28 protein-coding genes are annotated in these 26,769 nt (G+C 67.8%); 8 read left to right on the forward strand and 20 right to left on the reverse strand.

The features are described 5' to 3' along the window. Positions 1-14: 14 nt before the first annotated feature. Positions 15-869: an HAD family hydrolase gene (locus tag ABE454_RS03825; protein WP_346529254.1), complete on the forward strand. Its 855-nt coding sequence runs from the start codon at positions 15-17 to the stop codon at positions 867-869. A gap of 157 nt (positions 870-1,026) precedes the next feature. On the opposite strand, the gene ABE454_RS03830 is transcribed toward ABE454_RS03825, so the two are convergent. The 8 genes from ABE454_RS03830 to ABE454_RS03865 form a co-directional block, all read right to left on the reverse strand. Next, complete coding sequence (locus ABE454_RS03830; protein WP_346529256.1) at positions 1,027-1,818, reverse strand: kinase; 792 nt, start codon at positions 1,816-1,818, stop codon at positions 1,027-1,029. A gap of 1 nt (position 1,819) precedes the next feature. After that, entirely contained in the window at positions 1,820-2,140 is a 321-nt protein-coding gene (locus tag ABE454_RS03835; protein ID WP_346529258.1) for a 2Fe-2S iron-sulfur cluster-binding protein, read from the reverse strand. A gap of 38 nt (positions 2,141-2,178) precedes the next feature. Continuing rightward, the gene (locus ABE454_RS03840) at positions 2,179-2,517 is read right to left on the reverse strand and encodes a gamma-glutamylcyclotransferase family protein (RefSeq protein WP_346529261.1); all 339 of its coding nucleotides are present in this window, start codon (positions 2,515-2,517) and stop codon (positions 2,179-2,181) included. Positions 2,518-2,543: 26 nt separating this feature from the next. Next, positions 2,544-3,341: a succinate dehydrogenase iron-sulfur subunit gene (locus tag ABE454_RS03845; RefSeq protein ID WP_346529263.1), complete on the reverse strand. Its 798-nt coding sequence runs from the start codon at positions 3,339-3,341 to the stop codon at positions 2,544-2,546. A 12-nt stretch (positions 3,342-3,353) separates the two neighbouring features. Beyond that, a complete protein-coding gene (gene sdhA, locus ABE454_RS03850; protein WP_346529264.1) occupies positions 3,354-5,153 on the reverse strand; it encodes a succinate dehydrogenase flavoprotein subunit in 1,800 nt (599 codons plus the stop codon). A gap of 7 nt (positions 5,154-5,160) precedes the next feature. Further along, positions 5,161-5,556, reverse strand: coding sequence for a succinate dehydrogenase, hydrophobic membrane anchor protein (locus tag ABE454_RS03855; protein ID WP_346529266.1), 396 nt, complete (start codon positions 5,554-5,556; stop codon positions 5,161-5,163). Beyond that, the gene (gene sdhC, locus ABE454_RS03860) at positions 5,553-6,014 is read right to left on the reverse strand and encodes a succinate dehydrogenase, cytochrome b556 subunit (RefSeq protein ID WP_346529268.1); all 462 of its coding nucleotides are present in this window, start codon (positions 6,012-6,014) and stop codon (positions 5,553-5,555) included. The genes ABE454_RS03855 and sdhC overlap by 4 nt, the downstream gene beginning before the upstream one ends. Before the next feature lie 128 nt (positions 6,015-6,142). Next, positions 6,143-6,580: an HIT domain-containing protein gene (locus tag ABE454_RS03865; protein WP_346529270.1), complete on the reverse strand. Its 438-nt coding sequence runs from the start codon at positions 6,578-6,580 to the stop codon at positions 6,143-6,145. A 141-nt stretch (positions 6,581-6,721) separates the two neighbouring features. Here ABE454_RS03865 and mdh point away from each other — a divergent pair, with 141 nt between their 5' ends. Continuing rightward, complete coding sequence (gene mdh / locus ABE454_RS03870) at positions 6,722-7,684, forward strand: malate dehydrogenase (RefSeq protein ID WP_346529272.1); 963 nt, start codon at positions 6,722-6,724, stop codon at positions 7,682-7,684. A gap of 178 nt (positions 7,685-7,862) precedes the next feature. Here the strand turns inward: mdh and ABE454_RS03875 are convergent, their stop codons facing one another. From ABE454_RS03875 to zapE, 4 genes are read right to left on the reverse strand one after another with little or no spacing between them, the layout of a single operon-like run. Beyond that, positions 7,863-8,675: a transglutaminase family protein gene (locus ABE454_RS03875; RefSeq protein ID WP_346529273.1), complete on the reverse strand. Its 813-nt coding sequence runs from the start codon at positions 8,673-8,675 to the stop codon at positions 7,863-7,865. Then, positions 8,672-9,097 carry a YraN family protein gene (locus ABE454_RS03880; RefSeq protein ID WP_346529275.1) on the reverse strand — a complete coding sequence of 142 codons (426 nt, stop codon included), beginning with the start codon at positions 9,095-9,097 and terminating at the stop codon, positions 8,672-8,674. Before ABE454_RS03880 ends, ABE454_RS03875 begins: the two co-directional genes overlap by 4 nt. Further along, entirely contained in the window at positions 9,094-9,966 is an 873-nt protein-coding gene (gene rsmI, locus ABE454_RS03885) for a 16S rRNA (cytidine(1402)-2'-O)-methyltransferase (protein ID WP_346529277.1), read from the reverse strand. Before rsmI ends, ABE454_RS03880 begins: the two co-directional genes overlap by 4 nt. Positions 9,967-10,010: 44 nt before the next feature. Then, positions 10,011-11,123, reverse strand: a complete 1,113-nt coding sequence (gene zapE / locus ABE454_RS03890; RefSeq protein WP_346529280.1) for a cell division protein ZapE — start codon at positions 11,121-11,123, stop codon at positions 10,011-10,013. A gap of 149 nt (positions 11,124-11,272) precedes the next feature. Here zapE and ABE454_RS03895 point away from each other — a divergent pair, with 149 nt between their 5' ends. The 3 genes from ABE454_RS03895 (at position 11,273) to ABE454_RS03905 (ending at position 14,052) form a co-directional block, all read left to right on the forward strand. Beyond that, entirely contained in the window at positions 11,273-12,319 is a 1,047-nt protein-coding gene (locus ABE454_RS03895) for an aspartate-semialdehyde dehydrogenase (RefSeq protein ID WP_346529281.1), read from the forward strand. 106 nt (positions 12,320-12,425) lie between these two features. Beyond that, the gene (gene rarD, locus ABE454_RS03900; RefSeq protein ID WP_346529283.1) at positions 12,426-13,442 is read left to right on the forward strand and encodes an EamA family transporter RarD; all 1,017 of its coding nucleotides are present in this window, start codon (positions 12,426-12,428) and stop codon (positions 13,440-13,442) included. Positions 13,443-13,476: 34 nt separating this feature from the next. Further along, on the forward strand, positions 13,477-14,052 hold the full coding sequence (locus ABE454_RS03905; RefSeq protein ID WP_346529285.1) for a hypothetical protein: 576 nt from the start codon (positions 13,477-13,479) through the stop codon (positions 14,050-14,052). A 9-nt stretch (positions 14,053-14,061) separates the two neighbouring features. Here the strand turns inward: ABE454_RS03905 and ABE454_RS03910 are convergent, their stop codons facing one another. The 3 genes from ABE454_RS03910 to ABE454_RS03920 all read right to left on the reverse strand — a co-directional run bounded on the left by ABE454_RS03910 (position 14,062) and on the right by ABE454_RS03920 (position 18,357). Beyond that, positions 14,062-15,207 carry a serine hydrolase domain-containing protein gene (locus ABE454_RS03910; RefSeq protein ID WP_346529286.1) on the reverse strand — a complete coding sequence of 382 codons (1,146 nt, stop codon included), beginning with the start codon at positions 15,205-15,207 and terminating at the stop codon, positions 14,062-14,064. Between the two features lie 210 nt (positions 15,208-15,417). Next, entirely contained in the window at positions 15,418-17,070 is a 1,653-nt protein-coding gene (locus tag ABE454_RS03915) for a M28 family metallopeptidase (RefSeq protein WP_346529288.1), read from the reverse strand. Positions 17,071-17,142: 72 nt separating this feature from the next. After that, positions 17,143-18,357 (reverse strand): TIGR03862 family flavoprotein, encoded by a 1,215-nt coding sequence (locus ABE454_RS03920; RefSeq protein ID WP_346529290.1) that lies wholly within the window; start codon positions 18,355-18,357, stop codon positions 17,143-17,145. A gap of 47 nt (positions 18,358-18,404) precedes the next feature. Here ABE454_RS03920 and greA point away from each other — a divergent pair, with 47 nt between their 5' ends. Further along, positions 18,405-18,887, forward strand: coding sequence for a transcription elongation factor GreA (gene greA, locus ABE454_RS03925; protein WP_179205128.1), 483 nt, complete (start codon positions 18,405-18,407; stop codon positions 18,885-18,887). 12 nt (positions 18,888-18,899) lie between these two features. Here the strand turns inward: greA and ABE454_RS03930 are convergent, their stop codons facing one another. Continuing rightward, positions 18,900-20,540 (reverse strand): leucyl aminopeptidase, encoded by a 1,641-nt coding sequence (locus tag ABE454_RS03930; protein ID WP_346529293.1) that lies wholly within the window; start codon positions 20,538-20,540, stop codon positions 18,900-18,902. A gap of 390 nt (positions 20,541-20,930) precedes the next feature. On the opposite strand from ABE454_RS03930, the gene ABE454_RS03935 reads away from it, so the two are divergent. Further along, on the forward strand, positions 20,931-21,767 hold the full coding sequence (locus ABE454_RS03935) for a LysR family transcriptional regulator (protein ID WP_346529296.1): 837 nt from the start codon (positions 20,931-20,933) through the stop codon (positions 21,765-21,767). Positions 21,768-21,891: 124 nt separating this feature from the next. On the opposite strand, the gene groL is transcribed toward ABE454_RS03935, so the two are convergent. Both groL and groES read right to left on the reverse strand, forming a co-directional pair. Further along, positions 21,892-23,538 (reverse strand): chaperonin GroEL, encoded by a 1,647-nt coding sequence (groL, locus tag ABE454_RS03940; protein WP_346529298.1) that lies wholly within the window; start codon positions 23,536-23,538, stop codon positions 21,892-21,894. Between the two features lie 58 nt (positions 23,539-23,596). After that, positions 23,597-23,884, reverse strand: coding sequence for a co-chaperone GroES (gene groES, locus ABE454_RS03945; RefSeq protein WP_003167913.1), 288 nt, complete (start codon positions 23,882-23,884; stop codon positions 23,597-23,599). 239 nt (positions 23,885-24,123) lie between these two features. Between groES and ABE454_RS03950 the strand changes: the two genes are divergently transcribed. Beyond that, positions 24,124-24,579 carry a hypothetical protein gene (locus ABE454_RS03950; protein ID WP_346529301.1) on the forward strand — a complete coding sequence of 152 codons (456 nt, stop codon included), beginning with the start codon at positions 24,124-24,126 and terminating at the stop codon, positions 24,577-24,579. Between the two features lie 61 nt (positions 24,580-24,640). Here ABE454_RS03950 and ABE454_RS03955 read toward each other — a convergent pair whose 3' ends face one another. Then, entirely contained in the window at positions 24,641-25,024 is a 384-nt protein-coding gene (locus ABE454_RS03955; protein ID WP_346529304.1) for a DUF4260 domain-containing protein, read from the reverse strand. Continuing rightward, positions 25,021-26,625: a glucose-6-phosphate isomerase gene (gene pgi, locus ABE454_RS03960; RefSeq protein ID WP_346529307.1), complete on the reverse strand. Its 1,605-nt coding sequence runs from the start codon at positions 26,623-26,625 to the stop codon at positions 25,021-25,023. The genes ABE454_RS03955 and pgi overlap by 4 nt, the downstream gene beginning before the upstream one ends. Positions 26,626-26,769: the final 144 nt, after the last annotated feature.

Raw genomic sequence — 26,769 nt, forward strand, 5'->3', positions numbered from 1 at the left:
TTTCAGGACGCTCCATGGCCGACGCCCCCCGCCCTCTGCTCAAGACCGCCGTCATCTATGATTTCGACGGCACGCTTGCGCGCGGCAACATGCAGGAAGTCAGCTTCATTCCGTCGATCGGAATGACGCCGGCGCAGTTCTGGAACGAGGCCGTCCGTCCACGGACAATCGCCGCCGATGGCGACGGCATCCTGATGTATATGCAGATGATGCTGCTGGCCGCGCGCGAACAGGGGGCGCCGGTCACGCGCCAGACGCTGCGCGACCACGGCCGCGACGTGGCCCTGTTCGAAGGTCTGCGTGACCGTTCATGGTTCGACCGGATGAACGCTTTCGGCGCCCAGTTCGGACTGGAGATCGAGCACTACATCATCTCGGCCGGGCTGGAGGAGATGATCGAGGGCTGCCCCATCGCCGGGGCCTTCACCCACGTCTTCGCCTCGAAATACGCCTATGACGACGATGATGTCGCGGTCTGGCCCGCCGTGGGCGTCAACTACACGACCAAGACCCAGTATCTGTTCCGGATCAACAAGGGCGTGCACAACCACTGGGAGGACGAGCGCATCAACCGCTTCATCCCGGACGAAGAGCGCCCCATCCCGTTTGACCGGATGATCTTCCTGGGCGACGGCGACACCGATGTGCCGACCATGAAGATGATGCACACCAAGGGCGGCTTCTCCATCGCCGTCTATGACCCCGACAGCACCCCGCGCGATCAGGACAAGATCCATCGTCTGATCTCGGAGGATCGGGTGAACTTCGTGGCGGCGGGCGACTATCGTGAAGGCTCGCCGGTCGACCTGATCGTCAAGGGGCTGATCGGCCGCATCGCCGTCAACTACGGCCGCATGCCTGCGGATTGACCGCTTCCTTCTCCCCTTGTGGGAGAAGGTGGCCCGTCAGGGCCGGATGAGGGGGGTGAGCGCCCCAGCATGGAGGCCTGATCTTCTGCCGGGTTTCAACGGCTCGCCTAGACGCCGACACCCCTCATCCGAGCGCCTCCGGCGCCCACCTTCTCCCTCAAGGGGAGAAGGGGCGACGTTGATCGTCCAGCATTATGGTGAGGTCCGCCTTCACGCCGCCCGTGAGCATGTGGCGGGTGATCCGCTCGAAATGCTGGATGAAGACGGCCAGTTCGGCGCGTCTGGCGGCGGGCAGGTCGGCGGGCGGCAGGCCCATCAGCCCCGCCTCCTGTTCGCAGCGCCAGTCCAGCACGGCGTCGAACGACGGCGCCTTCAGGAAGAGGATGGCGTCGAAACGGGCGAAAACTTCGGCATAGGGGCCGTTCAGGGCGGCGTTGGCGGCGCCTCGCCACAGGCCGTCCCCGTCCTGCCTGGCCTCCAGAGCATTGATCGGCGCGACGAGTTCAGCCTCTGCCTGTGGCGTCGCGCCCAGACACCAGCCGTCGATCAGCACCGCCGAAGGGCGGCCCGTGAACACGGGCCAGTCCGCCTCGGGCGCGCGGTCGTCGGCCAGTTTGTCGAAGGCGGGCAGCGGCGAGCGGCTGTCCGCCCCGGCGGCGCGCAGGGCGGCGATCGTCTGCTCAAGCAGGGCCAGATCATGCGTCCCCGGCGGGCCGCGCACGGCGAACAGGGAGTGGGTTTTGCGGGCCATAACCTGCCGCTCGGCCCGGGTCAGATAGACGTCGTCCAGCGAAAGATGCGCAGCGCCCAGCCGTGCGGCGGCCGCGCGGGCCAGCGTGGTCTTGCCCGACCCCTGCGCGCCGGCGATGCCGATCAGGGGGGTATGGCCCGGCCGGGCATGGCGCGCGACCAGCGACCCGACCGCGTCCAGCAGCCGGGCGTCGATCATCTCAGTGCTGGCTTTCAGGCAGGCGCACGATCAGGCCGTCTAGGTCATCGCTGACGCGGATCTGGCATGACAGGCGGCTGTTCGGCTCGACGTTCTCGGCGAAGTCCAGCATGGACTCCTCCATGGCCGAGGGACGGCCCGTCTCGGCGGCGAAGTCCTCGTCCACATAGACGTGGCAGGTGGCGCAGGCGCAGGCGCCGCCGCAGTCGGCGTCGATGCCCGGCACATTGTTGCGGATCGCGCCTTCCATGACGCTGAGACCGGTTTTGACCTCGACCGTGTGCGCGGTCCCGTCATGTTCGATGTAGGTGATCTTGGCCATGTCGGGGCTGCTAGCACAGGTTGGAGACGCGGCGTAGGTCAGGCCGCAATATAGACCCAGGCTTCACGGCCCGAGGCCATCGGCGCCAGGACCCGTTGATAGTCTGCGCTCTCATAGGCGTCGGCGGCGCGCAGTTCGTCTGCGGTGATGTGAAAGGCGGCGCCGTCGACCGTATCGGCCGCATCGCCGCTGCGCTGAAGGATCGGGTGGCGGCTCAGGCCGCTTTGGGCGATCACCTCGGGATCGGTGATCTCGACCTCGGACAGGACGAAGCCCATCAGCCGATCGGCCGTTCCTTCCAGCAGTCGGCCGAAATTGGCCTTCTGCACCGCAGGGTCCTGCAAGGTCCCGTAAGAGAAGAGCAGGATGTCGGTCATGGAAGAAACGGCCTCAGGTCGGTTCGTCAGGCGGCCGTCTTCTTGCGAGACGGCGCGACCATCAGCTTCTTGGTTTCGGCGATCGCCTTGGCCGGGTTCAGCCCCTTGGGGCAGACCTGGGCGCAGTTCATGATCGTGTGGCAGCGATACAGCTTGAAGGGGTCTTCAAGGTCGTCGAGGCGCTTTTGAGTGGCGTCGTCGCGGCTGTCGGCGATCCAGCGATAGGACTGCAGCAGGGCCGCCGGGCCGAGGTATTCTTCCTGGTTCCACCAGTAGCTCGGGCACGAGGTCGAGCAGCAGGCGCACAGGATGCACTCATACAGGCCGTCCAGCTTTTCGCGGTCTTCCGGCGACTGCAGGCGCTCCTTCTCCGGGTCCGGCAGGTCGGACTGGAGGTAGGGCTGGATGGAGTCGTACTGGGCGTAGAACAGCGACAGGTCCGTCACCAGGTCCTTGACCACCGGCTGGTGCGGCAGGGGGGCGATGGTGATGTTGTGCGACGAGCACTCGGACCAGCCCTTGGTGCAGGCCAGGGCGTTGCGGCCGTCGATGTTCATCGAGCACGACCCGCAGATGCCTTCGCGACACGAGCGGCGGAACGACAGGGTCGGGTCGATCTCGTTCTTGATGTGGATCAGGGCGTCCAGAAGCATGGGGCCGTGGTCGTCGGACGAGACTTCATAGACGTCCCAGCGCGGATCGGAATCCACTTCGGGGTCATAACGATAGACCTTGTAGGTCTTGACGTTCTGCGCGCCGGCCGGGGCCTTGTGCACCTTGCCGTTGGTCGGCTTGGAGCCGCGCGGGAGGTTGAGCTGAACCATCTGCAATCCTCCTTAGTACACCCGAGCCCGGGGCTCGATGTAGGAGACCTCGTCGGTCATCGTGTATTTGTGAACCGGGCGATAATCGATCTGGACGCCCTCGCCCGGACGCTTCCACGCCAGGGTGTGCTTCATCCAGTTTTCGTCGTCGCGGTCGGGGAAGTCCTCGCGGGCGTGGGCGCCGCGCGATTCCGTGCGGTTCAGCGCGCCTTCGATGGTCACCAGCGCCTGCGAGATCAGGTTGTCGTATTCCAGCGTCTCGACCAGGTCGGTGTTCCAGATCAGGCCGCGATCCGTGGTCTTGATGTCGGCGCCGGCGGCCTCGATCGAGCGCAGCTTCTGCACGCCTTCTTCAAGGGTCTTGCCGGTGCGGAACACGGCGGCGTCGGCCTGCATGGCGCGCTGCATGTCCAGACGCAGGTGCGACGTGGGGGTCGAGCCCGAGGCGTTGCGGAAGCGGTCCAGGCGCGCGATGTGGGCGTCGGTCTGGGCCTTGGAGGCCGAAGGCACGGCCGAGTTCTTGTCCACGACCTCGCCGCAGCGCAGGCCGACGGCGCGGCCGAACACCACCAGGTCGGTCAGGGAGTTGGAGCCCAGACGGTTGGCGCCGTGCACCGAGACGCAGCCCGCCTCGCCCACGGCCATCAGGCCCGGCACCACGCTGTCGGGGTTGCCGTCGCGCAGCGTCAGCACCTCGCCATGATAGTTCGTCGGGATGCCGCCCATGTTGTAGTGGACGGTCGGAATGACCGGGATCGGCTCCTTGGTCACATCCACGCCGGCGAAGATCTTGGCCGATTCCGAGATGCCCGGCAGGCGCGCGTGCAGCACGGCCGGATCGAGGTGATCCAGGTGCAGGAAGATATGGTCCTTGTTCGGACCCACGCCGCGGCCTTCGCGGATTTCGATGGTCATGGAGCGCGAAACCATGTCGCGCGGGGCCAGATCCTTCACGGTCGGCGCATAGCGCTCCATGAAGCGCTCGCCTTCGGAGTTGGTCAGATAGCCGCCTTCGCCGCGGGCGCCCTCGGTGATCAGACAGCCCGCGCCGTAGATGCCGGTCGGGTGGAACTGCACGAACTCCATGTCCTGCAGCGGCAGGCCGGCGCGCAGCACCATGGCGTTGCCGTCGCCGGTGCAGGTGTGGGCCGAGGTGGCCGAGAAGTAGGCGCGGCCGTAACCGCCGGTCGCCAGCACCACCATCTTGGCGCGGAACTGGTGCAGCTGGCCGGTGTCGAGCTGAAGTGCGGTGACGCCGGTGCAGGCCTGAGTTCCATCAGATTGGGCCTGCATGATCAGGTCCAGCGCGAAATATTCGATGAAGAACTTCACCTCGCGACGGACCGACTGGCCGTACAGGGTGTGCAGGATGGCGTGGCCGGTGCGGTCGGCGGCGGCGCAGGTGCGCTGCACCGGGCCTTCGCCGAAGTTGCGGGTCATGCCGCCGAAGGCGCGCTGATAGATCTTGCCTTCGTCGGTGCGGCTGAAGGGCACGCCCCAGTGTTCCAGCTCATAGACGGCCTGCGGCGCGTTGCGGACCAGGTATTCGATGGCGTCCTGGTCGCCCAGCCAGTCCGACCCCTTGACGGTGTCGTACATGTGCCACTGCCAGCTGTCCTCGCCCATGTTGCCCAGCGAGGCGGAGATGCCGCCTTGAGCAGCAACCGTGTGCGAGCGGGTCGGGAAGACCTTGGTGACGCAGGCGACCTTCAGGCCCTGCTGGGCGGCGCCGAGGGCGGCGCGCAGGCCGGAGCCCCCGGCGCCGACGACGACGACGTCGTATTCGTGATCGATAAGCTCGTATGCAGCCATGGCGGGATCAGACTCCGGCCGGCAGCGGGGCCGAGCCCAGCGCCAGACGCACGATGAAGAAGACGCTGGCGGCCGCCAGCACGAGGAAGACCAGGTTCGACACCAGGGTCAGGGCCGGGCGGGAGGCACCGGGGACATAGTCCTCAAGGATCACCTTCCAGGCCAGGCTGGCGAACAGGCAGAAGACCACCGCCGTCACGGCCAGAAGCCCGGCGTTCAGCGTGCTGCCGAACCAGGCGAGGATCACGCCGTAGTCGGCGCCAGCCAGGGTGAAGCCGGTCGACAGGACCCACAGGCCCAGCGGCATCAGGGCCAGCAGGGCCAGCTTTTCGATTTTCCATTCCCCGGCGCCGTGACGCTCGGAGATTTTCACATTGTTCTTGAACTTGGGCGCGGCGCTCACAGCGAAACCCTCCCGGCAGCGAACAGCACGACCCAGAACAGGACGGCCAGCACGATCGGACCCCAGACGGCGATCTGGGCCATCAGGTTGGCGGACTTGATATCCAGCCCCTTGCCCGCGTCGTTGATCAGGTGGCGCGCGCCGTTCAGCAGGAAGGAGAACAGCACCCACGTCAGGCCGAACCAGATGAACAGGCCGAACGGCGAGCCCGAGAAGGCGGCGACCGAGGCGAAGGCGTCCGGACCCGAGGCCACGGCGGCGACCCAGCCCAGCAGCAGGACGGTGCCCACGCTGGCCGCGCCGATGGTGACGCGGAACAGGATCGACGCGACCATGGTCATGTGCCAGCGCCAGATATCGGTGAAGGGCGACATCGGTGCGACGTGCCCATTGGGGTGACGGACGTAGCGGCCCGTCCGGTCGCCAGTTTCGCCCGCAGCCGGGGGGGTGTTCGACATGCGAATGATTCTCAAAAAACCCGTGGAAATTCAGGGCCGGATTGCAGTGCAACAGGCTTTAGTGACGCAGAAGGGGGGGTGTCAACGAAGGGGGCCGATTCCTGTCAAGTTCTACCTGCGAACGGGGATCAAAAGGCCGCGATATGCGACAGCGCCGTTTCGCGCGCCTGTGATGCGCACGGAACCGCCCCGGGACGCCCCCATACCGGATCGGGCCACAAAGGATCGTCGCGACGGCGCCCGACCACATGAATGTGAAGCTGGGCGGTCACATTGCCCAGGGCGGCCACGTTCAGCTTGTCCGCCGGCTGATCGCGCAGGGCGCCCAGTTCGCGCACCAGGGCCCCGGCCCGCACGATTTCTTCGCTCAGCAGGGCGCGCTGGGCGGGCGAAAGGTCTTCCAGCTCGACCGCCCCGGCCACGCGGGGCAGCAGGATCAGCCAGGGAAAACGGGCGTCGTCCTGAAAGCGGACCTGGCACAGGGGCCAGTCGGCGGCGAAGACGGAGGCCGCCTCAAAGGCGGGGTCGGCGCGGAAGTCAGCCTGTAGGTGCGGGTGCGAGGTCATGGCGAACCGTGACAGTCGCCAGCGGGGGGCGCAACGACGAAAGCCGTATCGCGGAACGCTTGCCGCGACCCGCCGACAGGTCTAGACCGCCGTTCCAGCGACTACCGTTTCGCACACGCAATATCGACTGGAGAGACCTGAATGGCTCGCGCGAAGATCGCCCTTATCGGCGCCGGAATGATCGGCGGAACCCTGGCCCACGTGGCCGCGCGCGAAGCGCTGGGCGACGTCATCCTGTTCGACATCGCCGAAGGCACGCCGCAAGGTAAAGCTCTCGACATCGCCGAAGCCTCGGCCGTCTTCGGTCAGGACGTGGCCCTGAAGGGCGCCAACGACTACGCCGACATCGCGGGCGCCGACGTCTGCATCGTCACCGCCGGCGTGCCGCGCAAGCCGGGCATGAGCCGCGACGACCTGATCGGCATCAACCTCAAAGTCATGAAGGCCGTCGGCGAGGGCATCAAGCAGCACGCCCCCAACGCCTTCGTCATCTGCATCACCAACCCGCTCGACGCCATGGTCTGGGCCCTGCAGAAGTTCTCGGGTCTGCCCAAGGAGAAGGTCATCGGCATGGCCGGCGTGCTGGACTCGGCCCGCTTCGCCTACTTCCTGGCTGAAAAGACCGGCGTGTCGGTGCAGGACATCCACGCCTGGACCCTGGGCGGTCACGGCGACGACATGGTGCCGATGGTGCGCCACTCGACCGTCGGCGGCCTGCCGCTGCCGGACGCGGTCGCCGCAGGCTTCCTGTCGCAGGCTGATCTGGACGCCATCGTCGATCGCACCCGCAAGGGCGGCGGCGAGATCGTGGCTCTGCTGAAGACCGGCTCGGCCTTCTACGCCCCAGCCGAAAGCGCCATCGCCATGGCCAAGTCCTACCTGCTGGACCAGAAGCGCGTCCTGCCGTGCGCCGTGTGGCTGTCGGGTGAATACGGCCTGTCGGACCTCTACGTCGGCGTTCCGGCCCTGATCGGCGCCGCTGGCGTCGAAAAGGTCATCGAGTTCACCACCAACGACGACGAAAAGGCGATGTTCGCCAAGTCGGTCGCCTCGGTCCAGGGCCTGATCCAGGCCTGTAAGGATATCGACTCCTCGCTGGCCTAAGGCCAGCGGGCGCTAACGCGAGCCGCGCGACGGCTCGCTGCTTGAGCGCCGATCAGGCCGCATCGGGTCGAGAAGGCCAAGCCTTCTGACCGCGGCCGGACCAAGATGAGAAGGGCCGCATCTTCGGGTGCGGCCCTTTTTTTGGACCTGAAACACAGACCCCGGGGCCGCCAAGGTTCTAGTTCAATTGCAGGCGGACCCTGTCGAGGCGGATGTCGCACAGACCGCACGCCTCGCTCATGCGGCGGGCGCGTGACAGAGCCTGCATGGCGCCGGTCAGGGCGCCCTGTTTTTCGCGCGCAGAGGCCACGTCCAGCCAGGGGCGGTGATCTTCGGGATCCAACAGGGCGCGGCGCAGGGCCGAGCGCTCGGCGCCGCCATAGTCTCCCACCTGTAAAGCGCGATTGAATTGTATGTTCTGCAAGCGGATCAGGGCCTGACGCTCGCTGACCGGCGCCATCAGCAGGTCCAGCCGGTCCGCCACGTGCGGCGTCAGTCCAGCCAGCAGCGCGCGCCGCGTCAGTTCCGAAGGCAGCACCAGCCGCCCCTGACTGAAAGGGTCCAGCGCCACCGGTCCCTCGGGCGTCTCCACCCGCAACAGGACGTGGCCGGGAAAGTCCACCGCCGCCGCCGTCAGCCCCGCCCGGCGCGCCGCATCCAGATAAAAGATGACCAGAACCGCCGACAGGCCGCGCCGCCGCTCGGCGACATCGACTACATCGGTATTGGCGGGCAGGTCATGATCCAGCAGGTCGCCGTTCAGGCGCAGGTCGCCGGCCAGGGCCTCGGTCAGGGCGTCGTCCGGGCTTTCGCTGGCCGCCCGTTCCTTCAGGCGCTGGGCCGCATGGTCCGCCAGAATGCGCACGGCGCCCGCTTCGCGCATGGGCCGATCGTGCAGGGCGCAGGCGATGGCGCACTCCAGCAGGGGGAAGGTGTCGTCCGACCCCTTTCCCGCCCGTTCCAGCACTGTTTCGGCTTCATCGCGCGTCAACGCCGATCCGCTCCCCTGGCGATCACCCCGCGAACATGACGCGGAAAGCGGCCGGGGGCCAGCGCCACAATGTCGATCCGCGGCTCCAGAACGGCGAGAGCCGGGCGCCCGCGCGCCGTCGCCTCCAGCGCATGCAGCAAACGCTCATGCTGATCAGGTTTCAGGGCCAGAACCGCCTGATCCAGCGTCGCCCGGCGCTTGACCTCCACGGCCGCCAGAACCCGCCCGCGCCGGGCCAGAATGTCGATCTCGCCGCCCCGGCCCTTCAGCCGGAAAGCCAGCACCTGATAGCCCTTCAGCATCAGCCACAGGGCGGCGAACCATTCGGCGTCGTGGCCCTGACGGCTTGCCCTGCGTCCCAACGCCTGCCGCCAGGCCGCCTTCGGGCGAGACGGCGGATGCGGGCGCGGGCCGGGCGTCACCGCGCCTTCAGCTCCAGCGCGCGCTTGTACAGCGGCTTGCGCGGCAGGTTCAGCGCCCTGGACACCTCCGCCGCCGCCTCGCCGGGCGGCAGGCGGGTCAGGGCCTCGGACAGGGCGGCGTCAGCGTCATCGGCGCTGGCGATCTCGGCCTCGCCGGGACCGACCACCACGACGATCTCGCCCTTGGGCGCGTCAAGGCGCGGATCGGCGGCCAGTTCCGCCAGCGTTCCGCGCACGCATTCCTCATAAAGCTTGGTCAGTTCGCGGGCGACGGCGGCGGGGCGCGGGCCCAGCACCTCGGCCATGTCGCTCAGACTGTCGCGCAGACGCGGTCCGCTCTCGAAGAAAACAAGCGTCTGACGGCCGGTCCGAAGGTCTTCCAACGCCGTGCGCCGCGCGCTCGACTTGGGCGGCAGAAAGCCTGCGAACAGCACCCGGTCGGCAGGCAGGCCAGCGATACACAGGGCCGCCAGCAGGCTGGACGGTCCCGGCACGGGATGGACGGGCAGGCCCTCGGCCACCGCCGCCCGCGCCACCACATAGCCGGGGTCGGACACCAGAGGCGTTCCCGCATCCGACACCAGCGCCACCACCTCGCCCGCCTTCAGTCGTTCGACAGCGATTTCGGCCGCGCGGCTCGAGGCGTGATCGTCGCAACGCTCCAGCTTCGCCTTCAGCCCATAAGCGGTCAGCAGCTTGGCCGTGACGCGCGTGTCCTCGGCCAGAACCAGATCGGCGGCGGCCAGCACGTCCAGCGCCCTCAGCGTCATGTCGCGCAGGTTCCCGATCGGCGTCGCCACCAGATAAAGGCCCGGCGAAACAGGGCGCGCGGGCGGAGCGGTCGGCGGAAACAGCGAAGCATCTGACATCGGCCGGACCCTGCCAGCCCGGCGCGGCGCGGTCCAGCTATGGCCTACGCCGCCTCAGCCTCTTCGCGCTGTTCCAGCCAGTCTTCGCTCTGCATTTCGTTGAAGCGCGACACTGTCCGTTCGAACTCGAAGGCGCCTACGCCTTCCGTGTAGAGCGCCTCGGGTGCAGCCTCGGCCAGGACCACTAGACGGGTCTTGGCCTCGTAAAGCGCATCCACCAGCGTCACCAGACGGCGCGCCTCGTGGTGGTTGGCGGGGCTGAGCAGGGGCACGTCCGACAGGAACAGGGTGTGGAAGCGCCGGGCGATGGCCAGATAGTCCTGCGGCCCCAGCGGGCGGCCGCACAATTCGTCGAAGGCGGCGCGGGCCATGCCGCCGACCGTGCGCTCCAGCCTCACCTCGCGGCCCAGAACGGGCAGGACGATGGGGCTTTCAGGCTCGCCGCCCTTCAGGTCGGACCACAGGGTCTCGAACCCCTGACGCGCCTCGGCGTCCAGCGGCGAGAACCAGACCTTGGCCCCGCTCATACGGTCCAGGCGGAAGTCGCGGGCGCCCGCCGTTTCGACCACGTCGCAGCGCTGGCGCAGGATGTCGATGAAGGGCAGGAAGAGCTGGCGGTTGATGCCGTTCTTATAGAGGTCTTCGGGCGCGCGGTTCGAGGTGACGGCCATCACCACCTTCTTCTCGAACAGGGCCTCGAACAGTCGCCCCAGGATCATGGCGTCGGCGATGTCCGTCACCTGCAGTTCGTCGAAGCACAGCAGGCGCGCTTCTGAGGCGATCAGGGCGGCGATCGGCGGAATGGGGTCGTCGCCCTTGTGCGTGCCGAAGACCTCCTTGCGGCTGCGCGACGTGCCTTCGCGCCACTGTTTCACCAGATCATGGATGCGCGCCATGAAGGCGTGGAAGTGGGCGCGGGTCTTCTTCTGCTCGGGCGTCGAGGAATAGAAGAGGTCCATCAGCATGGACTTGCCGCGTCCGGGCGGGCCCCAGATATAGATGCCGCGCACGGTGGGCTGGGCGCCGAACAGGCCCTTTTTCGCCAGATCGGTCTCAAGCCGTTCCAGCGCGCCGATCAGGGCGGCTTGGGCCGGTTCGGGCGTGATCACGCCTTCTTCCACGCGGATATCGTAGGCGTTGCGGATGCGGGAGGTCATGCCCTGCAGATAGCCCCCGGATGGGGCCGGGGGAAGGCGTTCGCGGATTCCGGCGCCGAATTGGAGGATTCTGGTTGCTTCGCAGCTGCGAAGGACCCAAATGCAGAAGCGTTTCTCGCAAACGCCCCCGAACAAAGGATGATTTCGTCATGGGCTATCGCGTCGCCATCGTAGGCGCCACCGGCAATGTCGGCCGGGAAATTCTGGCCATTCTCGAGGAAGTGAACTTCCCCGTCGAGAAAATGCACGCGATCGCTTCCCGAAAATCCAAAGGCGTCGAAGTCTCGTTCGGCGACACCACGATCAAGTGCGAGGACATCGAACAGTTCGATTTCTCCAGCGTCGATCTGGTGCTGATGAGCGCCGGCGGCGGCGTGTCGCGCGAATGGTCCGAAAAGATCGGCAAGGCCGGTCCCATCGTCATCGACAACTCCTCGGCCTTCCGCATGGATCCGGACGTGCCGCTGATCGTGCCCGAGGTGAACCCGGACGCGGCCAAGCTGGCGACAAAGAAGAACATCGTCGCCAACCCCAACTGTTCGACCGCCCAACTGGTGGTGGCGCTGAAGCCGCTGCATGACGCGGCCAAGATCAAGCGCGTCGTCGTCTCGACCTATCAGTCCGTCTCGGGCGCCGGGAAGGAAGGCATGGACGAGCTGTGGAACCAGACCAAGGCCATCTACGGCCTGGGCGACGCCACGCCGAAGAAGTTCCCCAAGCAGATCGCCTTCAACGTCATTCCCTACATCGGCGCCTTCAACGAGGACGGCTACACCGACGAAGAAGCCAAGATGTGGGACGAGACGCACAAGATGATCGACCCGTCGATCAAGCTGACCGTCACCTGCGTGCGCGTGCCGGTCTTCGTCGGCCACTCCGAAGCCGTGACGGTCGAGTTTGATCGCCCGATCGCCCCGGACGAGGCCCGCGAAATCCTGCGTGAGGCGCCGGGCGTTCAGGTCATCGATAAGCAGGAACACGACGGCTACATCACCCCGGTCGACGCCGCGGGCGAACACGCCGTCTATGTGTCGCGCATCCGCAAGGATCCGACCGTCGAGCACGGCCTCAGCTTCTGGGTCGTGTCGGACAACCTGCGCAAGGGCGCGGCCCTGAACGCCGTGCAGATCGCCCAGCTTCTGGACGAAACCGGCGTCATCTCGCCCAAGAGCGGCTACCGCACTTTGACTGTGTAAGAAGGGGCCCCTGACGCCTCGCGCGCGGCGCGAGGCTGCTTGAGGGCGTCATTCGTGTTGAACCCCCGCCGTGTCGGCGATGCGGCGGGGATCGAAAGGTAACAGAGTGAGCGCCTCCCCTGCTCCCGCCGCCGCCTCTCCCGCTTCTGACGCCCGCGCTGCGCTGGCCGCCGGGATCGTCTGCTACCTGATCTGGGGCTTCGTGCCGCTGGTCTTTCAGCAGATGGGTCATCAGGGCGCGAACGCCTGGGAGATCATGGGCCACCGCGCCGTCTGGGGTCTGGTTTGGGCCGCCCTGCTGGTCGTGCTGTCGCGCCAGTGGCCGCAGGTCATGGCCGTGCTGCGCCAGCCCAAGGTGCTGGGCTGGCTGGCCCTGTCGGCCATTCTGATCGCCGGAAACTGGACCACCTATATCGTGGCGGTGAACGACGGGCGCACGCTGGACGCCTCGCTGGGCTATTATCTCAATCCGCTGCTGAACATGGCGGCGGGGGCCTGGCTGTTCCGCGAGAAGATCGACTGGGCGGGCAAGATCGCCATGGTGCTGGCCGCCATCGGCGTGCTGTTGCAGACCATCGCCCTGGGCCATGCGCCCTGGGTGTCGATCATTCTGGCGCTGACGTTCGCGGCCTATGGCATCATCAGAAAGCGCGTCTCGGTCGATGCCCAGACGGGCCTGTTTCTGGAGTGCCTGCTGCTGGCCCTGCCGGGGCTGATCTGGCTGATCCACATCGAAACCACGGGGCAGGGGCATTTCACCGCCTCGCCCGCCGCCACCGCCTGGCTGCTGTTCGCCGGACCGGCCACGGTCATTCCGCTGGCCCTGTTCGCCTGGGCGGCGCGGCGGATGCCGCTGTCCAGCATGGGCTTCCTGCAGTTCCTGGCCCCGACCATCGTCTTCATCATCGGCGCGCTTCAGGGCGAGGCTCTGGGACCGCTGCGGATCGCCTCCTTCGTCTTCATCTGGATCGCCGTGGCCGTCTTTGCGGTCGGCGCCGTGCTGAAGGTGCGCCGCGCCGCCGCCACGGCCGAGACCATCGTCGCGCCCGAACCGGGCCTTCTGGACGACCCGGCCGAGGACCGGATGGAGGCTCTGGGCGAGAATCCGCCGTCCGCGCGTTGAGCCGAGGCGCCATCCCGGCGTAAGGAAGAAGGCGATGATGATCCGTTCCCGCCTGCTCTCCGCCCTCGCTGCGTCCGTCCTGCTGGCCGGAGGAACATCCGCCTGCGCCCACGGCGCGGTCCAGACCGGCGATGAAGTCATCCGCACCGCCCGCGTCGGCGCCGCCCGGGACGCTGCCGCGCCCATCGACCCCGGCGCGCCCGTCGCCGTCGTCGCGCCGCCCACGACCGCCGAGACGTTCGACGCCGTCAGCGATGCTCTGGACGCCGCCGCCGCCGCCTGGAGCTCGGGCGAGGTCGACGCCGTCATGGCCACCTATGTCCACGACGAACCCCTGCTGGTTTTTCTGGGCGACACCCCGCTGAAGGGCCCCGACAGCGTTCGCGCCGCCCTTGATGCGCGCGCCGCCCAGCCCGGGGGACTGGGCGCCTTGTCCTATGAGTGGTTCGAGACGCTGCAGTTCGACGTGAACACGGCGGTCGTCTCGGGCCGCGCGGTCGTGACCCGCAACGGCAAGCCCCACCGCGGGCTGTTCACCCGCATCCTGCGCCGCACCGTCGACGGCTGGCTGATCGTCCACGACCAGCTGGCCTGGGGTCCGGAAGCCTGAAGCTCAGGTCTACAGCGCCGAATACAGGGCCTCGACCAGGCGCAGGGCGCGCGGGTCGCCCAGCAGATGCGGCGACTGGCGCGTCATGACATAGGCGGCTGAGACGCCGGTGGCCTGATCGGCGAGCGCCATCGATCCGCCCCAGCCGGTGTGGCCGACTGTCGTCGGATTGGGGCCGAAGATGTTCAGGCCTTGGTTGCGCATGAACCCGGCCGCCCAGTTCATCTGGAACGGCACGACCTTATCCAGCCCGTGAATGCGCTCACGCGTGGCTTGAGCCAGGGTTTCCTGTGACAGGATCGCCTTCTGATCCAGAGCCCCGCCGGTGGCGATGATGGACATCATCCGCGCCAGATCCCTGGCGGTGCCATGCAGGTTGGCGGACGGAATCTCCGCCATCCGCCATTCGGTCGAGCCGCGCCCGCCGGGGGCCGAGCCGCGATCCAGGAAGGCGGCCTTCTTGATCGCGTCGATGGGGCCGAGGTCCGGTGCGGCGGCGGGTTTGCGAAGTTGGGCGACGCGGCCGTGTTCGGCCTCGGGCAGGCCGATCCACAGGTCCAGATCGAACGGCTGGGCGAAGTCTTCGCGCAGGGCTGTCCCCATCGTCCGCCCGTCGACGATGCGGAACAGTTCGCCCGCCAGATAGCCGATGGTGATCGGGTGATAGCCGGACGCCGTGCCCGGCGCCCACATCGGCGTCTGCGCCGCCAGCTTGTCCAGCACCGCCTGCTGGTCGAACCAGATGGCCGGTTCGGCGCCGCCGTCAAAGCCGGGCAGGCCGGACTGGTGGCTCATCAGCTGGCCGACGGTCAGCTGGTCCTTGCCCGCCGCGCCGAAGGCGGGCCAGTGGTCGGCGACCCGGTCCTCATAGGACAGCAGCCCCTTGTCCACGCAGCGCGCGATCATCAGGGCCATCACCGCCTTGCCGGTCGAGAAGACCGGGACCAGCGTGTCCCCGGCGAACGGCCTGGTTCCCGCCAGATCGGCCGATCCCGCCCACAGGTCCACGACCACCTCGCCGTCGATGGTCACGCTGAAGCGCGCGGCCAGTTCGTTCAGCCTTTCGGGCGCGTCGGTGAAGTTGGCGGCGAAGGCGTCCTTCACCGCATTGAAACGAGGCGGGCAGACGCCGTAGAGGTCGGGGAGGGTGGTCATGAATTGTCGGCCTGATCGTGGAGCGGAAGGCTGGAGGGTTCCATCTCACGGACGTCCGCCGCGGACAATGCACCGTCTCGCCGCGCCCCGCCCGTCATCCCGGCCGAAGCGAAGCGCAGAGCCGGGACCGCCAGAGGCGCCGACCTTTCGCTGTCTGAGATTCCGGCGGTCCCGGATAGCGGCTGCGCCGCTTCCGGGATGACGGAGGCGTTATTTCCGCGCGGCGGCCGAGGCGTTGCGGGCGCCAGCGAACTCGTCGCCCGGCTTCCACGCGGGCCAGTCGCGCGAGTTGGCCAGATCGCGGCCGACTTCATACAGCAGCTGAACATCGGCGGCGGCGGCGTCCATCTTCCAGTCCGGCGCCCATTCGTCCGAGGGCTGATGATAGCGATTGGCGACGTAATCACGGCTGGCTTCGTTGTGGCCGGTGAAGCCCGCAGCGGCGAACAGGGCCGGCACGCCCTTCCTCGCCAGCGGGAAGTGGTCAGAGCGATAGAAGGCCCCCGCGTGCGGCGCAGGGTCGGGGATCAGGCGTCGCCCCTCGCGCGCGGCCAGCACCGCCAGCCGGTCGTCCAGATCGTTCTTGCCCGCGCCGATGACGACGATGTTGGGGTCGATCTCGGTCCCCGGCAGCAGGCTGTCCATATTGATGTTGGCGACGGTCGTCTCCAGCGGCCAGACCGGGTTGGCGGCATAGTATTCGGCGCCCAGCAGGCCGGTTTCCTCGGCCGCCCAGCTGACGAATACGGTCGAGCGTTCGGGACGCGGCCCCTCGGCGAACAGGCGGGCGATCTCCATGACGCCGGCGACGCCCGTCGCATTGTCGACGGCGCCGTTATAGATGTCGTCGCCGTTCTTGGGCGTGGCGCGGCCATAGGCGTCCCAGTGGGCGCCGAACATCACCGTCTCGTTCGGGTATCTGGTTCCGGGCAGGCGGCCGATGACGTTGCGCGTCTCGACCCGGTCGGCCTTCTGGCCGAAGTCGATCGACATGGTCACGCCGTCCAGCGCCACGGGGCGGAAGTCGGGCGTGCGCGCCTGGTCCTTCAGGGCGGCGAAGTCCAGCCCGGCGTCTTGGAACAGCTGTTCGGCGATCGCGCCCTGAATCCAGCCCTGCGCCGCCACGCGCTCCTTGTCCGGATCGGCGCGGACGATGTCGAACTTGGGCGCGGTCGAGGAATTCTCCAGCGTCGCCCAGGGATAGCCCGCGCCCGGCGTGTCGTGGATGACCAGAACGCCCGCCGCCCCGTGCGCCGCCGCCACCTGGAACTTATAGGTCCAGCGGCCATAGAAGGTCATGGCCGGACCGTCGAACTTGCCGTTGACCGGGTGGCCTTCGGGCGCGCCGAAGTCGGGGTCGTTGACCAGCACCAGCATGATCTTGCCGGTCAGATCGACGCCCTTGTAGTCGTCCCAGCCGCGCTCGGGCGCATCGACGCCATAGCCGACGAAGACCAGCGGCGCGTCGGTCAGGCTGATGCGCTCCACCGGCCGGTCGGAGGAGACGATGACGTCCTTGGCCCGCTGCAGTTCGGTGGTGCGGCCGTTGGAGGAGACGCTGATGGCGGCGGGGCCGTCCTGGCTGGTGCGGCTGACCTGGGCGACCTGCACCCACGATCCGTTCGGGCCGCCGGGCTCCAGGCCCAGCGCCTGAAACTGCTGCGTCAGCCAGGCGATAGTGCGGTCTTCGCCGGGCGTGACCGGGGCGCGGCCCTCGAACTCATCGGAGGCCAGAACGCGGGTCGCTTCGTTCAGTCGAGCCGGGTCGATGCGGCCGGTCTGGACGCCGGTTTGGGCGAGCGCGGAGGTCGAACACATCAGGACGGCGATCAGGCCGACGGCGGCGGAACGGGCGAGGGTCATGGGCAGGCTCGGCTCTTGAACGATTTGCGCCACGCTGCCCCTTGAGGCCGCTGCTGTCGACCCCGAAAGGCTTCAGCGTTCGTCCAGCCAGAGGCGCAGCCCTTCCGCCGCCACGACGCCCGAGGCGAAGGAGGCCTGCAGCAGATAACCGCCCGTCGGCGCCTCCCAGTCCAGCATTTCGCCTGCCGCAAAGACGCCGGGCCGCGCCTTCAACATCAGCCGTTCGTCCACAGAGTTCAGCGCCACGCCTCCGGCCGAGGAGATGGCGCGGCTCAGGCCCTGCACCCCGGTCAGGGTCAGGGGGACGCCCTTGATCCGGTCGGCCAGTTCGGCGGGTTCTGCGGGCAGGGGCCCGCCTTCGCGCAGAAGGGCGACAGCGGCGGCGTCGAGCCGCACGGTCTTGCGCAACCAGTTCGACAGGCTGTCCTTGCCGCGCGGTTTCGACAGGCGTTGCGTCAGCGCCTCGACGCTCAGATAGGGCCGCAGGTCGAGCATCAGCAGGCTTGATCCGTCGCGTTCCACCGCTTCGCGCAGACCGGCGGACAGGGCGTAGATCCCGCCGCCCTCAATCCCATAGGCAGCGATCATGGCCTCGCCGCGAACGGTGCGGTCCTGGTGTGTCAGGGCGACGCCTTTCAGCGGGGTTCCGGCGAAGCGGTCGCGGAACAACGGCGACCATGCGATGTCGAAGCCGACATTGGCGGGCCGGAAATCGGCCACCTCGGCGCCCGCCTCCTCCAGCGTCGAAACCCATGCGGCGTCGGACCCCAGCTTCGCCCAGCTGGCGCCGCCGAGGGCGAGGATCACGGCGTCGGGCCGCTCGATCTGCTCGCCATCGGGCGTGTCAAAGGTCAGGGCCTCGCCCTGCCAGCCGGTCCAGCGTGAGCGGGTGCGGATCTCTACCCCCAGCCCTTCCAGCCGCGCCAGCCAGGCGCGCAGCAGGGGCGAGGCTTTCATCGCTTTCGGGAACACCCGGCCGGACGAACCGACGAAGGTCGGCTGGCCCAGCCCCTCGACCCATTCGATCAGATCGGCGGGCGAAAAGGCGTCCAGCCAGCCCTTGATGCGCGCCTGCGCGGCGGCGTCATAGCGGTTCAGGAAGGGCTCGAGTGGCTCCGAATGGGTCAGGTTCAGCCCGCCGCGTCCGGCCATCAGGAATTTGCGCGCGACCGAGGGCATCCGCTCGTGCACGACGACGCGCAGGCCCGCCTGAGCCAGGCGTTCGGCGGCCATCAGTCCGGCGGGACCGGCGCCGATCACGGCGACTGTTGCGGGGGCGGAGGTCATCGACGCCTTCCTAGCCGGAATGACCGCCGCGGCCTATGCTGGCGGACATGAGTGTCGCCTTTACACGGGAAGAAGATCTGGAAGCCACGGCGGCGGACCTGCCGGACCGGCCGATCTCGCCCCATCCGAATCTTGTCACGCCGCAGGGGCTGGCCCAGATCGAGGCCGAGCTGGCGGCTGCGCGCGCGGCCTATACGGCGGCTCAGGCGGCGGGCTCGATCGAGGCCGACCGCACCGCCATGGCGCGGGCGACGCGCGACCTGCGCTACTGGTCGGCGCGCCGGGGCACGGCCCAGCTGGTCGAGGCGCCGCCCGACGGCAAGGTACGCTTCGGCGACACGGTGACGATCGAGCGCGAGGACGGCCGCACCCAGTCCTGGCGCATCGTCGGCGAGGACGAGGCTGACCCGACCAAGGGCAGCGTCAGCCACGTCTCGCCCCTGGCCCGCGCCCTGATGGGCAAACGCGAGGGGGATGAGGCGACGGTCGCGGGCCAGTCGGTCGAGATCGTCGCCATCAAGGAAGGCTGAGAAGGGGCGGCCTCAGTAGCCGCCCGTGCCCTTTTCTTTCGCCACCGGCTGGAAGTCGCGCACGAACCGCTCCAGCAGGCGCACGCTGAAACCCGCTGAACCAGCCGGTTTTACGTCGTTCGCCGCGCCAAAGGCCATGTTGGCGATGTCCAGATGCGCCCAGGGCGTCTCCGGCCGGGCGAAGGCGCCGATGAAGTGGGCGCCCGTGCCTGCGCCCGCCCCGCCGTCGCCCGAGTTCTTGATGTCGGCGATGGTCGAAGATGTCGCCCGCACATAGTTGGGGTGCAGCGGCAGGCGCCACAGGTTTTCGCCCGTCGCATCGCCCGCCGTCTTCAACTGATCGGCCAGGGCGTCGTGACGGCTGAACAGACCTGCATAGTCGCCGCCCAGAGCGCCGCCGACCGCGCCGGTCAGTGTGGCCACATCGACGATGGCGGCCGGGTTCATCGTCGTATCGGCCCAGACCACGGCGTCGGCCAGCACCAGACGCCCTTCTGCGTCGGTCGAGATGATCTCGATGGTCTTGCCGTTCATGGCGGTCAGGACATCGGCGGGCCGGATGGCGTTTCCGCCCGGCATGTTTTCCGACAGGGCGGCGACGGCGACCACATCCACGGGCGCGCCGCCCTTGGCCAGGGCCAGGACGGCGCCGACGACGCTGGCGGCGCCGGACATGTCCATCTTCATATTGCCCATGTTCGCGCCCGGCTTCAGCGAGATGCCGCCGGAATCAAAGGTGATGCCCTTGCCCAGCAGGGCCACCGGTCCGGCCGAAGACGCGCCCTGACCGCGATAGCGCACGGCCAGCATACGCGGCGGCCGCGCCGATCCCTGACCCGAACCGAGGATGGCGCCCATGCCCAGCCGCTCCATGGCGGGCACGTCCAGCACGGTGATCTCGACCCCCGGCACGCCGGCGAAGGCGGCGCGGGCGCGCTCGACGAAGGTTTCTGGATAGATGACGTTGGCCGGTTCATTGGACACGTCGCGGGTCCAGGCCATGGCCTCGACCAGAGCCGCGCCGCGACGATAGTGCGCCTGTGCGCTCGCGGGGTCGTCGGCCGCCACGGTCAGGGCGCCCGGCGCCGGACCGTCGCGGCCGGTGGTGACATAGAGGTCTGAGCGGTAGTGACCGATGCCCAGGCCGGTCGCCAGTTCCGACGCCATATCCGCCGACAGGCCGGTCGTCAGGGCCGTCAGGGCGCCGGGCTGGCTGTTCAGGACGCGGCCCGCGACGATCCCGGCGGTCTGGATGTCTGCGGCCTTGGGCGCTTCGCCCAGACCGACGATCAGGATGCGGTCCCAGCCGCCGACGCCGTGCAGGCTGAGGGTCTGGCGCGCCTTGTAGTCGAAGCGGGCGGCGCTCAGGGCCGCAGCGATGGCCTGACGGGTTCCGGCGTCCAGAGCTGCGCCGCGCGCGGCCAGTTCGGCCTGCGACCCCAGCGGCAGCACCAGAGAGCCCGACGGCGAAACGGCGGCGGTAAAGGTCACGGCGCGCGCCTGAGCGGGCGCGGCTCGTGCGGGCCAGTCCGCACGCTCTGCGCTCGGCGCGGCGCGACGCGCCTGCGCCTCGGCCGGAACGGCGATGGTCAGGCCTGCGGCGGCGATCAGCGCGGCGGCGGCGAAGGACGGAATACGGATGGTGCGGCGCATCGATCAGGGCCCCCTCTGTGACGATGAAGCGCCTTTATGGGCAGGCGTATCGCGTCGGGGCAACTGTCCTGCAGGCCGAAGGGAGCCGGGCGCGACGCCGTGTCGCGTTTGGGTTGCGCCCTGAGATCGCGCCCGGCGGAACGGCGGCCGTCAGCAGGCCGCCCGACGCGGGGGCGCCGGGCAGGGTCGGGCCCTGAGGCGGACTTCGCCGGTCTTCTGGCGTGAAAGGCGGCGGGCATCGATCAGGGCGCCGATCCAGCCCCACGCGGGTTCCTTATGAGTGCGGTGCAGATGCTCCATGACGTCGTCCTCCTTTCTGGTAAGCTCAGAATGGCGAACGACGCCGAAATCCACAAACGGGACGGCGGCGCCTATCCATAAGGCAGGCTTATGTCGGATCTTCTTGCTCGCATTCCTGTAGACGCCCTGCGCGTGTTCGAGGCGGCGGCGCGCCTGCTCAGCTTCACCCGCGCGGCCGAGGTTCTGGGCATGAGCCAGGCGGCGGTCAGCTGGCGCATCCGCGACCTGGAGGAGAGGCTGGATCGGCCCCTGTTCACACGCGGCGCCCGGCAGGTGGCCCTGACGCCCGAGGGCGAGCGCCTGTCCACGGCGGCGACCGAGGCGATGACCCTGTTGCGGCGGGCGGTGGCCGAGGTGGTCGAGGCCGATCAGGGCGTCTTGGCCATCACCACCCTGCAGACGTTGGCGACCCAGTGGCTAGCGACGCGGCTGGGGTCGTTTCAACTGGCCAATCCCGAACTGGCCGTGCGGGTGGATACCAGCTCCACCCTGTCCAGCCTGGGCGCCGACGGGCTGGACCTGAAGACGCCCGCCGATCTGAAGCGCGCCCATCTGATCGGAGAGCCGCGCGAATGGGCCGCATGGTTCGCCGCCGCCGGCGTGGCGCCCGCTGACGCGGCCGCGCCGCCGCGCCTGACGGCTGATAATCAGGCGATGGAGGTGGCGGCGGCTCTGGGCGATCAGGGCGTGGCGCTGGGGTCGCCCATTCTCTACAGCCGCGAGATCGAGCGCGGCCTGCTGGTCCGGCCGTTCGAGGCGACGGTGGCCCTGGCCGAGGGGTATTGGCTCTGCTACCCGCCCGGTCGCCGTCTGACTCCCAAGATCGTCCGTTTCCGCGACTGGGTGCTGGCGGCCGCCCGCGCCGACCCGGCGGTCGTCGAAGGCGCGCGGCTGGCGGGGCGTGAGGTAGGCGAAACAGGAAGTTGACAGGCTAGCGCGCGACTTCTCCCTCCCCGTCCCGGGGAGGGAGAGGCGTCGTGTGCGCAAAGAAAAGGGCGGGACCTTTCGATCCCGCCCTTCCGTCGTTTGAGCTTTGAGAAGTCGGACTTCCTTAGAAGTCCATGCCGCCCATACCGCCCATGCCGCCCATGTCGGGGGCGCCGCCGGCCGAGGCCTTCTTCGGCGCGTCAGCGATGGCGGCTTCGGTCGTGATCATGATGCCCGCGACCGAACCGGCCGAGGCCAGAGCCGAACGGACGACCTTGGCCGGGTCGATGACGCCCATTTCCACCAGGTCGCCGTACTCTTCGGTCTGGGCGTTGAAGCCGAACTCGGCCTTGGCCGATTCCAGCACCTTGCCGACCACGATCGAGCCTTCGACGCCCGAGTTTTCCGAGATCTGACGGATCGGCGCCTGCAGGGCGCGGCGGACGATGTTGACGCCGGCGTTCTGATCGGCGTTGTCGCCCTTCAGACCATCCAGCACCTTGGAGGCCTTCAGCAGGGCCACGCCGCCGCCCGGGACGATGCCTTCATCGGCAGCGGCGCGGGTCGCGTTCAGGGCGTCGTCGACGCGGTCCTTCTTTTCCTTCACTTCGACTTCGGTCGAGCCGCCGACGCGCAGGACGGCGACGCCGCCGGCCAGCTTGGCCAGACGTTCCTGCAGCTTCTCGCGGTCGTAGTCCGAGGTGGTGTCCTCGATCTGGCGCTTGATCTGGCCGACGCGGGCCTCGATGCCGTCCTTCTCGCCCGAACCTTCGACGATGGTGGTGTCGTCCTTGGTGATCTGGACCTTCTTGGCCTTGCCCAGCATGTCGAGCGTGACCGTTTCCAGCTTGATGCCCAGGTCTTCAGAGATGACCTGGCCGCCGGTCAGGATGGCGATGTCTTCCAGCATGGCCTTGCGGCGATCGCCGAAGCCCGGCGCCTTGACGGCGGCGACGCGCAGGCCGCCGCGCAGCTTGTTGACGACCAGGGTCGCCAGGGCTTCGCCTTCGATGTCCTCAGCGATGATCAGCAGGGGACGGCCCGACTGAACCACGGCTTCCAGCACCGGCAGCATCGGCTGCAGCGAGGTCAGCTTCTTCTCGTGGAGCAGGATGAGGGGCTCTTCGAGGGAGACCTCCATCTTGTCCGGGTTGGTGATGAAGTAGGGCGACAGATAGCCGCGGTCGAACTGCATGCCCTCGACGATGTCGACGGTGGTTTCGGCCGTCTTGGCTTCTTCAACCGTGATGACGCCTTCGTTGCCGACCTTGGCCATGGCCTGAGCGATCAGGTCGCCGATTTCAGCGTCGCCGTTGGCCGAGATGGTGCCGACCTGGGCGATTTCCGAGTTGTTGGAGACCGGCTTGGAGTTCGACTTGATCTCTTCCAGCACCGCTTCGACAGCCTTGTCGATGCCGCGCTTCAGGTCCATCGGGTTCATGCCGGCGGCCACGGCCTTCAGGCCTTCCTGAACGATGGCCTGGGCCAGGACGGTGGCGGTGGTGGTGCCGTCGCCCGCCTTGTCGTTCGCCTTGGAAGCGACTTCGCGGATCATCTGGGCGCCCATGTTCTCGAAGGCGTCTTCCAGCTCGATTTCCTTGGCCACCGAGACGCCGTCCTTGGTCGAGCGCGGGGCGCCGAAGGACTTCTGGATCACGACGTTGCGGCCCTTCGGACCTAGGGTCACCTTGACGGCGTCAGCCAGGACGTTGACGCCCTTCAGCATCTTGTCGCGGGCGTCGGTGTTGAACTTTACGATTTTAGCGGCCATGCGGGCTGCTCCTATCTATAAGATTTTACGTTAGAATTCCGGAAACCTTGAGCCTGTCTTACGACAGCACGCCCAGGACGTCGGATTCCTTCATGATGATCAGGTCTTCGCCGTCGATCTTGACCTCGGTGCCCGACCACTTGCCGAACAGGATGCGGTCGCCGGCCTTCAGTTCCAGGGCGACGTGCTTGCCGTCTTCGTCACGGACGCCGGGGCCCACGGCGACGACTTCGCCTTCCTGGGGCTTTTCCTTGGCCGTGTCGGGGATGATGATCCCGCCCTTGGTCTTGGATTCTTCTTCAACGCGCTTGACCAGCACGCGGTCGCCGAGCGGACGAAACGCCATCTGAGTAACTCCTGTCAGGATGTTGGTGGCAGCCCTCGGAGCCCACGACTTTGGCAGTCGCCCTCCCCGAGTGCTAACGACCCGGGAGTTAGGCAGGGGGACGGGGAGCGTCAAGGGCGGGGCGGACCGAAATTCGGCGCCTTGATGAAGCGAAAATGAACAGGCGCCCCCGGGCTTGTTCAGACAGGCCCGCTTAAAAGGGGGACAACGGATCAACCGGCTTTCGAAAGGAGCCCGCCATGAAGACCCTGTCCAAGATCGGCGTTGGCGCTATCGCCCTGACGATGCTGGCTTCGACCCCTGCCGCCGCCCAGAACTATCGCGACCGCGATCGCGACAACACCGGTCGTGACGCCGTCCTGGGCGCAGTGGTCGGCGGCGTCGCCGGGGCTCTGCTGGGCCAGGGCGATGGACGCTATGTCGCGGGCGGCGCCCTGGCGGGTGCGGCGCTGGGCGCGGCCTCATCCTCGAACAACGACAGCTGCGGCTATTATCGCGGCGGCCGCTGCTACCGGAACCAGGGCCACTGGGAACGCGAACACGGCATCAACAGCCGCGACGGCTATTACAACGGCCGTTATGAGCGCAACGACGGCCGCTATTACCGCGACGGCCGCTACTGGCGGAACCAGGGCGAATGGCGCAGCCATCAGAACCGCCGCGACCGCGACTATCGCTATGATCGCCGCTGGTAGGCGCTGAGACGTTCTGTGAATGAAGGCCCGGTTTCGCGACCGGGCCTTTTTCAATTTCCGATCAGCCCGACAGACCTCTGCGGGCCTTGCCGATCAGCCCCAGGTGGGTGACGCCGAAGGCTTCCGGCGACTTCAGCCCGTAACCCAGCGCGCGATCGAAACCGATATGGGCCAGCCAGATCAGGCTGAGAGCGAGGATCAGGCTCTGGTCCGCCAGCAGGCCCACGCCGGCCAGCAGCAACGGCCCGATAAGGCTGTGCGCCAGATTATAGGCCAGGGCGCCGATGCGCGGTCCCGCCAGATAGCCGAAGAACGACAGGTCAGGCGCCAGAAACATAAGGGCGAACAACTCCCACCCTGCTCCGAAACGAACATAGGCCAGAACGGCGACCGCCAGCAGGGCCACCCCCTCCAGCCTCTGCCAGCCCGTCGCGACAACTGTCACGCAGTCAGCCTTCGCAGCAGGTCGGCCGTCGATGCGTCCAGATCCGGCGACGGCGCGCCGCTGGCGGCGTCCTTCAACAGCGCCTTGGCCAGAACCTTGCCCAGTTCCACGCCCCACTGGTCGAAGCTGTTGATGTCCCAGATCACGCCCTCGATGAAGGTCTTGTGCTCATAAAGGGCGACCAGTGCGCCCAGGGCCTGCGGGGTCAGCCGCTTCATCAGAACGGTCGTCGACGGGCGGTTGCCGGGAAAGGCCTTGTGCGGCGCCAACCGATCGGCCTCGGCTTCAGAGGCGCCCGAGGCAATCAACTCGGCATGGGCCTGAGCTTCGCTCTTGCCCAGCATCAGGGCCTGGGCCTGGGCCAGGGCGTTGGCCCACAGATAGGTCGAGGGCGTCTCCTCGCAGGTGCGGGCGACGACGATGAATTCGACCGGGACGACCTGCGGCCCCTGATGCAGTTGCTGGAAGAAGGCGTGCTGGCCATTGGCGCCCGGCTCTCCGAAGACGACCGGGCAGGTCTGGCGTCCGACGGGCGAGCCGTCGCGGCGCACCTGTTTGCCGTTCGATTCCATCTCCAGCTGCTGCAGGAAGGCGGGCAGGCGGCGCAGGGCATGGGCGTAGGGCGCCACGCTACGCGCTCCGCGATGCAGGCCGTCGACATTGTAGATTTCCGCCAGCGCCATCACGACGGGCGCATTCTTTTCCAGCGGCGCCTCGAGGAAATGGCGGTCCATGTCCGCCGCTCCGTCCAGAAACGCCTGAAACGCCTCCCACCCCAGGGCGATGACGCAGGACAGGCTGACCGCCGACCACAGGGAATAGCGCCCGCCGACCCAGTCCCGGAAGGCGAAGGTGCGGCCGCAGCCGAAGGCCTCCGCCTTGTCCGGCGCGGCGGTGACGCCGATGAAATGCCGCTCCAGTCCTTCTGCGGGCAGGGCCTCGGCCAGCCAGGTCTTGGCGGCTTCGGCGTTCAGCAGCGTCTCCTGGGTGGTGAAGCTCTTGGAGACGACGATGACCAGCGTCGTTTCCGGGTCCAGCCCGGCCATCGCCTCGGCCATGTCACGCGGGTCGATATTGGCGACGAAGCGCAGGTCGATATCCGGGTCCAGCGGCCTCAGAGCGTCCCAGATCAGGCGCGGCCCCAGATCCGAGCCGCCGATGCCGATATGGAGCACCGTATTGAAGCGGCGCCCGGTCGCCCCTGTCTCATTCCCGCACCGTAAAGCTTCGGCATAGGTCTTCATTTCGGCGCGAACAGCCTCGACCTCGGCCGATACCGGTTCGCCGGAAGCGCGGAAATCGGCGCCGTCCGGCGCGCGCAGGGCCGGGTGCAGAACGGCCCGTTCCTCAGTCAGATTGACGGGCTCGCCCGCGAACAGGGCGGCGCGGCGCCCCTCGACGTCACAGGCCCGCGCCAGCGACAGGGCCGCCTCGAACCCCGCCCGGGTCCAGCTCTGCTTGGACAGGTCCAGATGCAGACCCGCCGCCTCCAGCGTCATGCGCGACAGCCGGTCAGGGTCAGCCGTGAACTGGTCCTGGATGCGGGAACCCGCGTCCCGGCGGGCGACGGCCTCCAGTTCGGTCCAGGCGGCATGCGGCATCTTGGTCTCCCAAAGGGGGCCTTGTTCGGAAGCGATCCGCATTCTGGCCCGGTGTTTGCAGGCTAAGGTTTACGGCTCAGGCCGAGAAGAGTTCAATCCAAGACCGGGTCAAGCAGGATTTCCTGTCGGAAGCCGATTGTCCCC

The organism is Brevundimonas diminuta (assembly GCF_039673845.1).
GTDB classification, from domain to species: Bacteria; Pseudomonadota; Alphaproteobacteria; order Caulobacterales; family Caulobacteraceae; genus Brevundimonas; species Brevundimonas diminuta_E.

What these genes read in the sequence shown, in the direction of transcription:
- ABE454_RS03825 (WP_346529254.1), top strand. Translation starts at nt 15, where the DNA reads ATGGCCGACGCCCCCCGCCCTCTGCTCAAGACCGCCGTCATCTATGAT.
- ABE454_RS03830 (WP_346529256.1), bottom strand. Translation starts at nt 1,818, where the DNA reads ATGATCGACGCCCGGCTGCTGGACGCGGTCGGGTCGCTGGTCGCGCGC.
- ABE454_RS03835 (WP_346529258.1), bottom strand. Translation starts at nt 2,140, where the DNA reads ATGGCCAAGATCACCTACATCGAACATGACGGGACCGCGCACACGGTC.
- ABE454_RS03840 (WP_346529261.1), bottom strand. Translation starts at nt 2,517, where the DNA reads ATGACCGACATCCTGCTCTTCTCTTACGGGACCTTGCAGGACCCTGCG.
- ABE454_RS03845 (WP_346529263.1), bottom strand. Translation starts at nt 3,341, where the DNA reads ATGGTTCAGCTCAACCTCCCGCGCGGCTCCAAGCCGACCAACGGCAAG.
- sdhA (WP_346529264.1), bottom strand. Translation starts at nt 5,153, where the DNA reads ATGGCTGCATACGAGCTTATCGATCACGAATACGACGTCGTCGTCGTC.
- sdhC (WP_346529268.1), bottom strand. Translation starts at nt 6,014, where the DNA reads ATGTCGAACACCCCCCCGGCTGCGGGCGAAACTGGCGACCGGACGGGC.
- ABE454_RS03865 (WP_346529270.1), bottom strand. Translation starts at nt 6,580, where the DNA reads ATGACCTCGCACCCGCACCTACAGGCTGACTTCCGCGCCGACCCCGCC.
- mdh (WP_346529272.1), top strand. Translation starts at nt 6,722, where the DNA reads ATGGCTCGCGCGAAGATCGCCCTTATCGGCGCCGGAATGATCGGCGGA.
- rsmI (WP_346529277.1), bottom strand. Translation starts at nt 9,966, where the DNA reads ATGTCAGATGCTTCGCTGTTTCCGCCGACCGCTCCGCCCGCGCGCCCT.
- zapE (WP_346529280.1), bottom strand. Translation starts at nt 11,123, where the DNA reads ATGACCTCCCGCATCCGCAACGCCTACGATATCCGCGTGGAAGAAGGC.
- ABE454_RS03895 (WP_346529281.1), top strand. Translation starts at nt 11,273, where the DNA reads ATGGGCTATCGCGTCGCCATCGTAGGCGCCACCGGCAATGTCGGCCGG.
- ABE454_RS03905 (WP_346529285.1), top strand. Translation starts at nt 13,477, where the DNA reads ATGATGATCCGTTCCCGCCTGCTCTCCGCCCTCGCTGCGTCCGTCCTG.
- ABE454_RS03910 (WP_346529286.1), bottom strand. Translation starts at nt 15,207, where the DNA reads ATGACCACCCTCCCCGACCTCTACGGCGTCTGCCCGCCTCGTTTCAAT.
- ABE454_RS03915 (WP_346529288.1), bottom strand. Translation starts at nt 17,070, where the DNA reads ATGACCCTCGCCCGTTCCGCCGCCGTCGGCCTGATCGCCGTCCTGATG.
- ABE454_RS03920 (WP_346529290.1), bottom strand. Translation starts at nt 18,357, where the DNA reads ATGACCTCCGCCCCCGCAACAGTCGCCGTGATCGGCGCCGGTCCCGCC.
- greA (WP_179205128.1), top strand. Translation starts at nt 18,405, where the DNA reads ATGAGTGTCGCCTTTACACGGGAAGAAGATCTGGAAGCCACGGCGGCG.
- ABE454_RS03930 (WP_346529293.1), bottom strand. Translation starts at nt 20,540, where the DNA reads ATGCGCCGCACCATCCGTATTCCGTCCTTCGCCGCCGCCGCGCTGATC.
- ABE454_RS03935 (WP_346529296.1), top strand. Translation starts at nt 20,931, where the DNA reads ATGTCGGATCTTCTTGCTCGCATTCCTGTAGACGCCCTGCGCGTGTTC.
- groL (WP_346529298.1), bottom strand. Translation starts at nt 23,538, where the DNA reads ATGGCCGCTAAAATCGTAAAGTTCAACACCGACGCCCGCGACAAGATG.
- groES (WP_003167913.1), bottom strand. Translation starts at nt 23,884, where the DNA reads ATGGCGTTTCGTCCGCTCGGCGACCGCGTGCTGGTCAAGCGCGTTGAA.
- ABE454_RS03950 (WP_346529301.1), top strand. Translation starts at nt 24,124, where the DNA reads ATGAAGACCCTGTCCAAGATCGGCGTTGGCGCTATCGCCCTGACGATG.
- pgi (WP_346529307.1), bottom strand. Translation starts at nt 26,625, where the DNA reads ATGCCGCATGCCGCCTGGACCGAACTGGAGGCCGTCGCCCGCCGGGAC.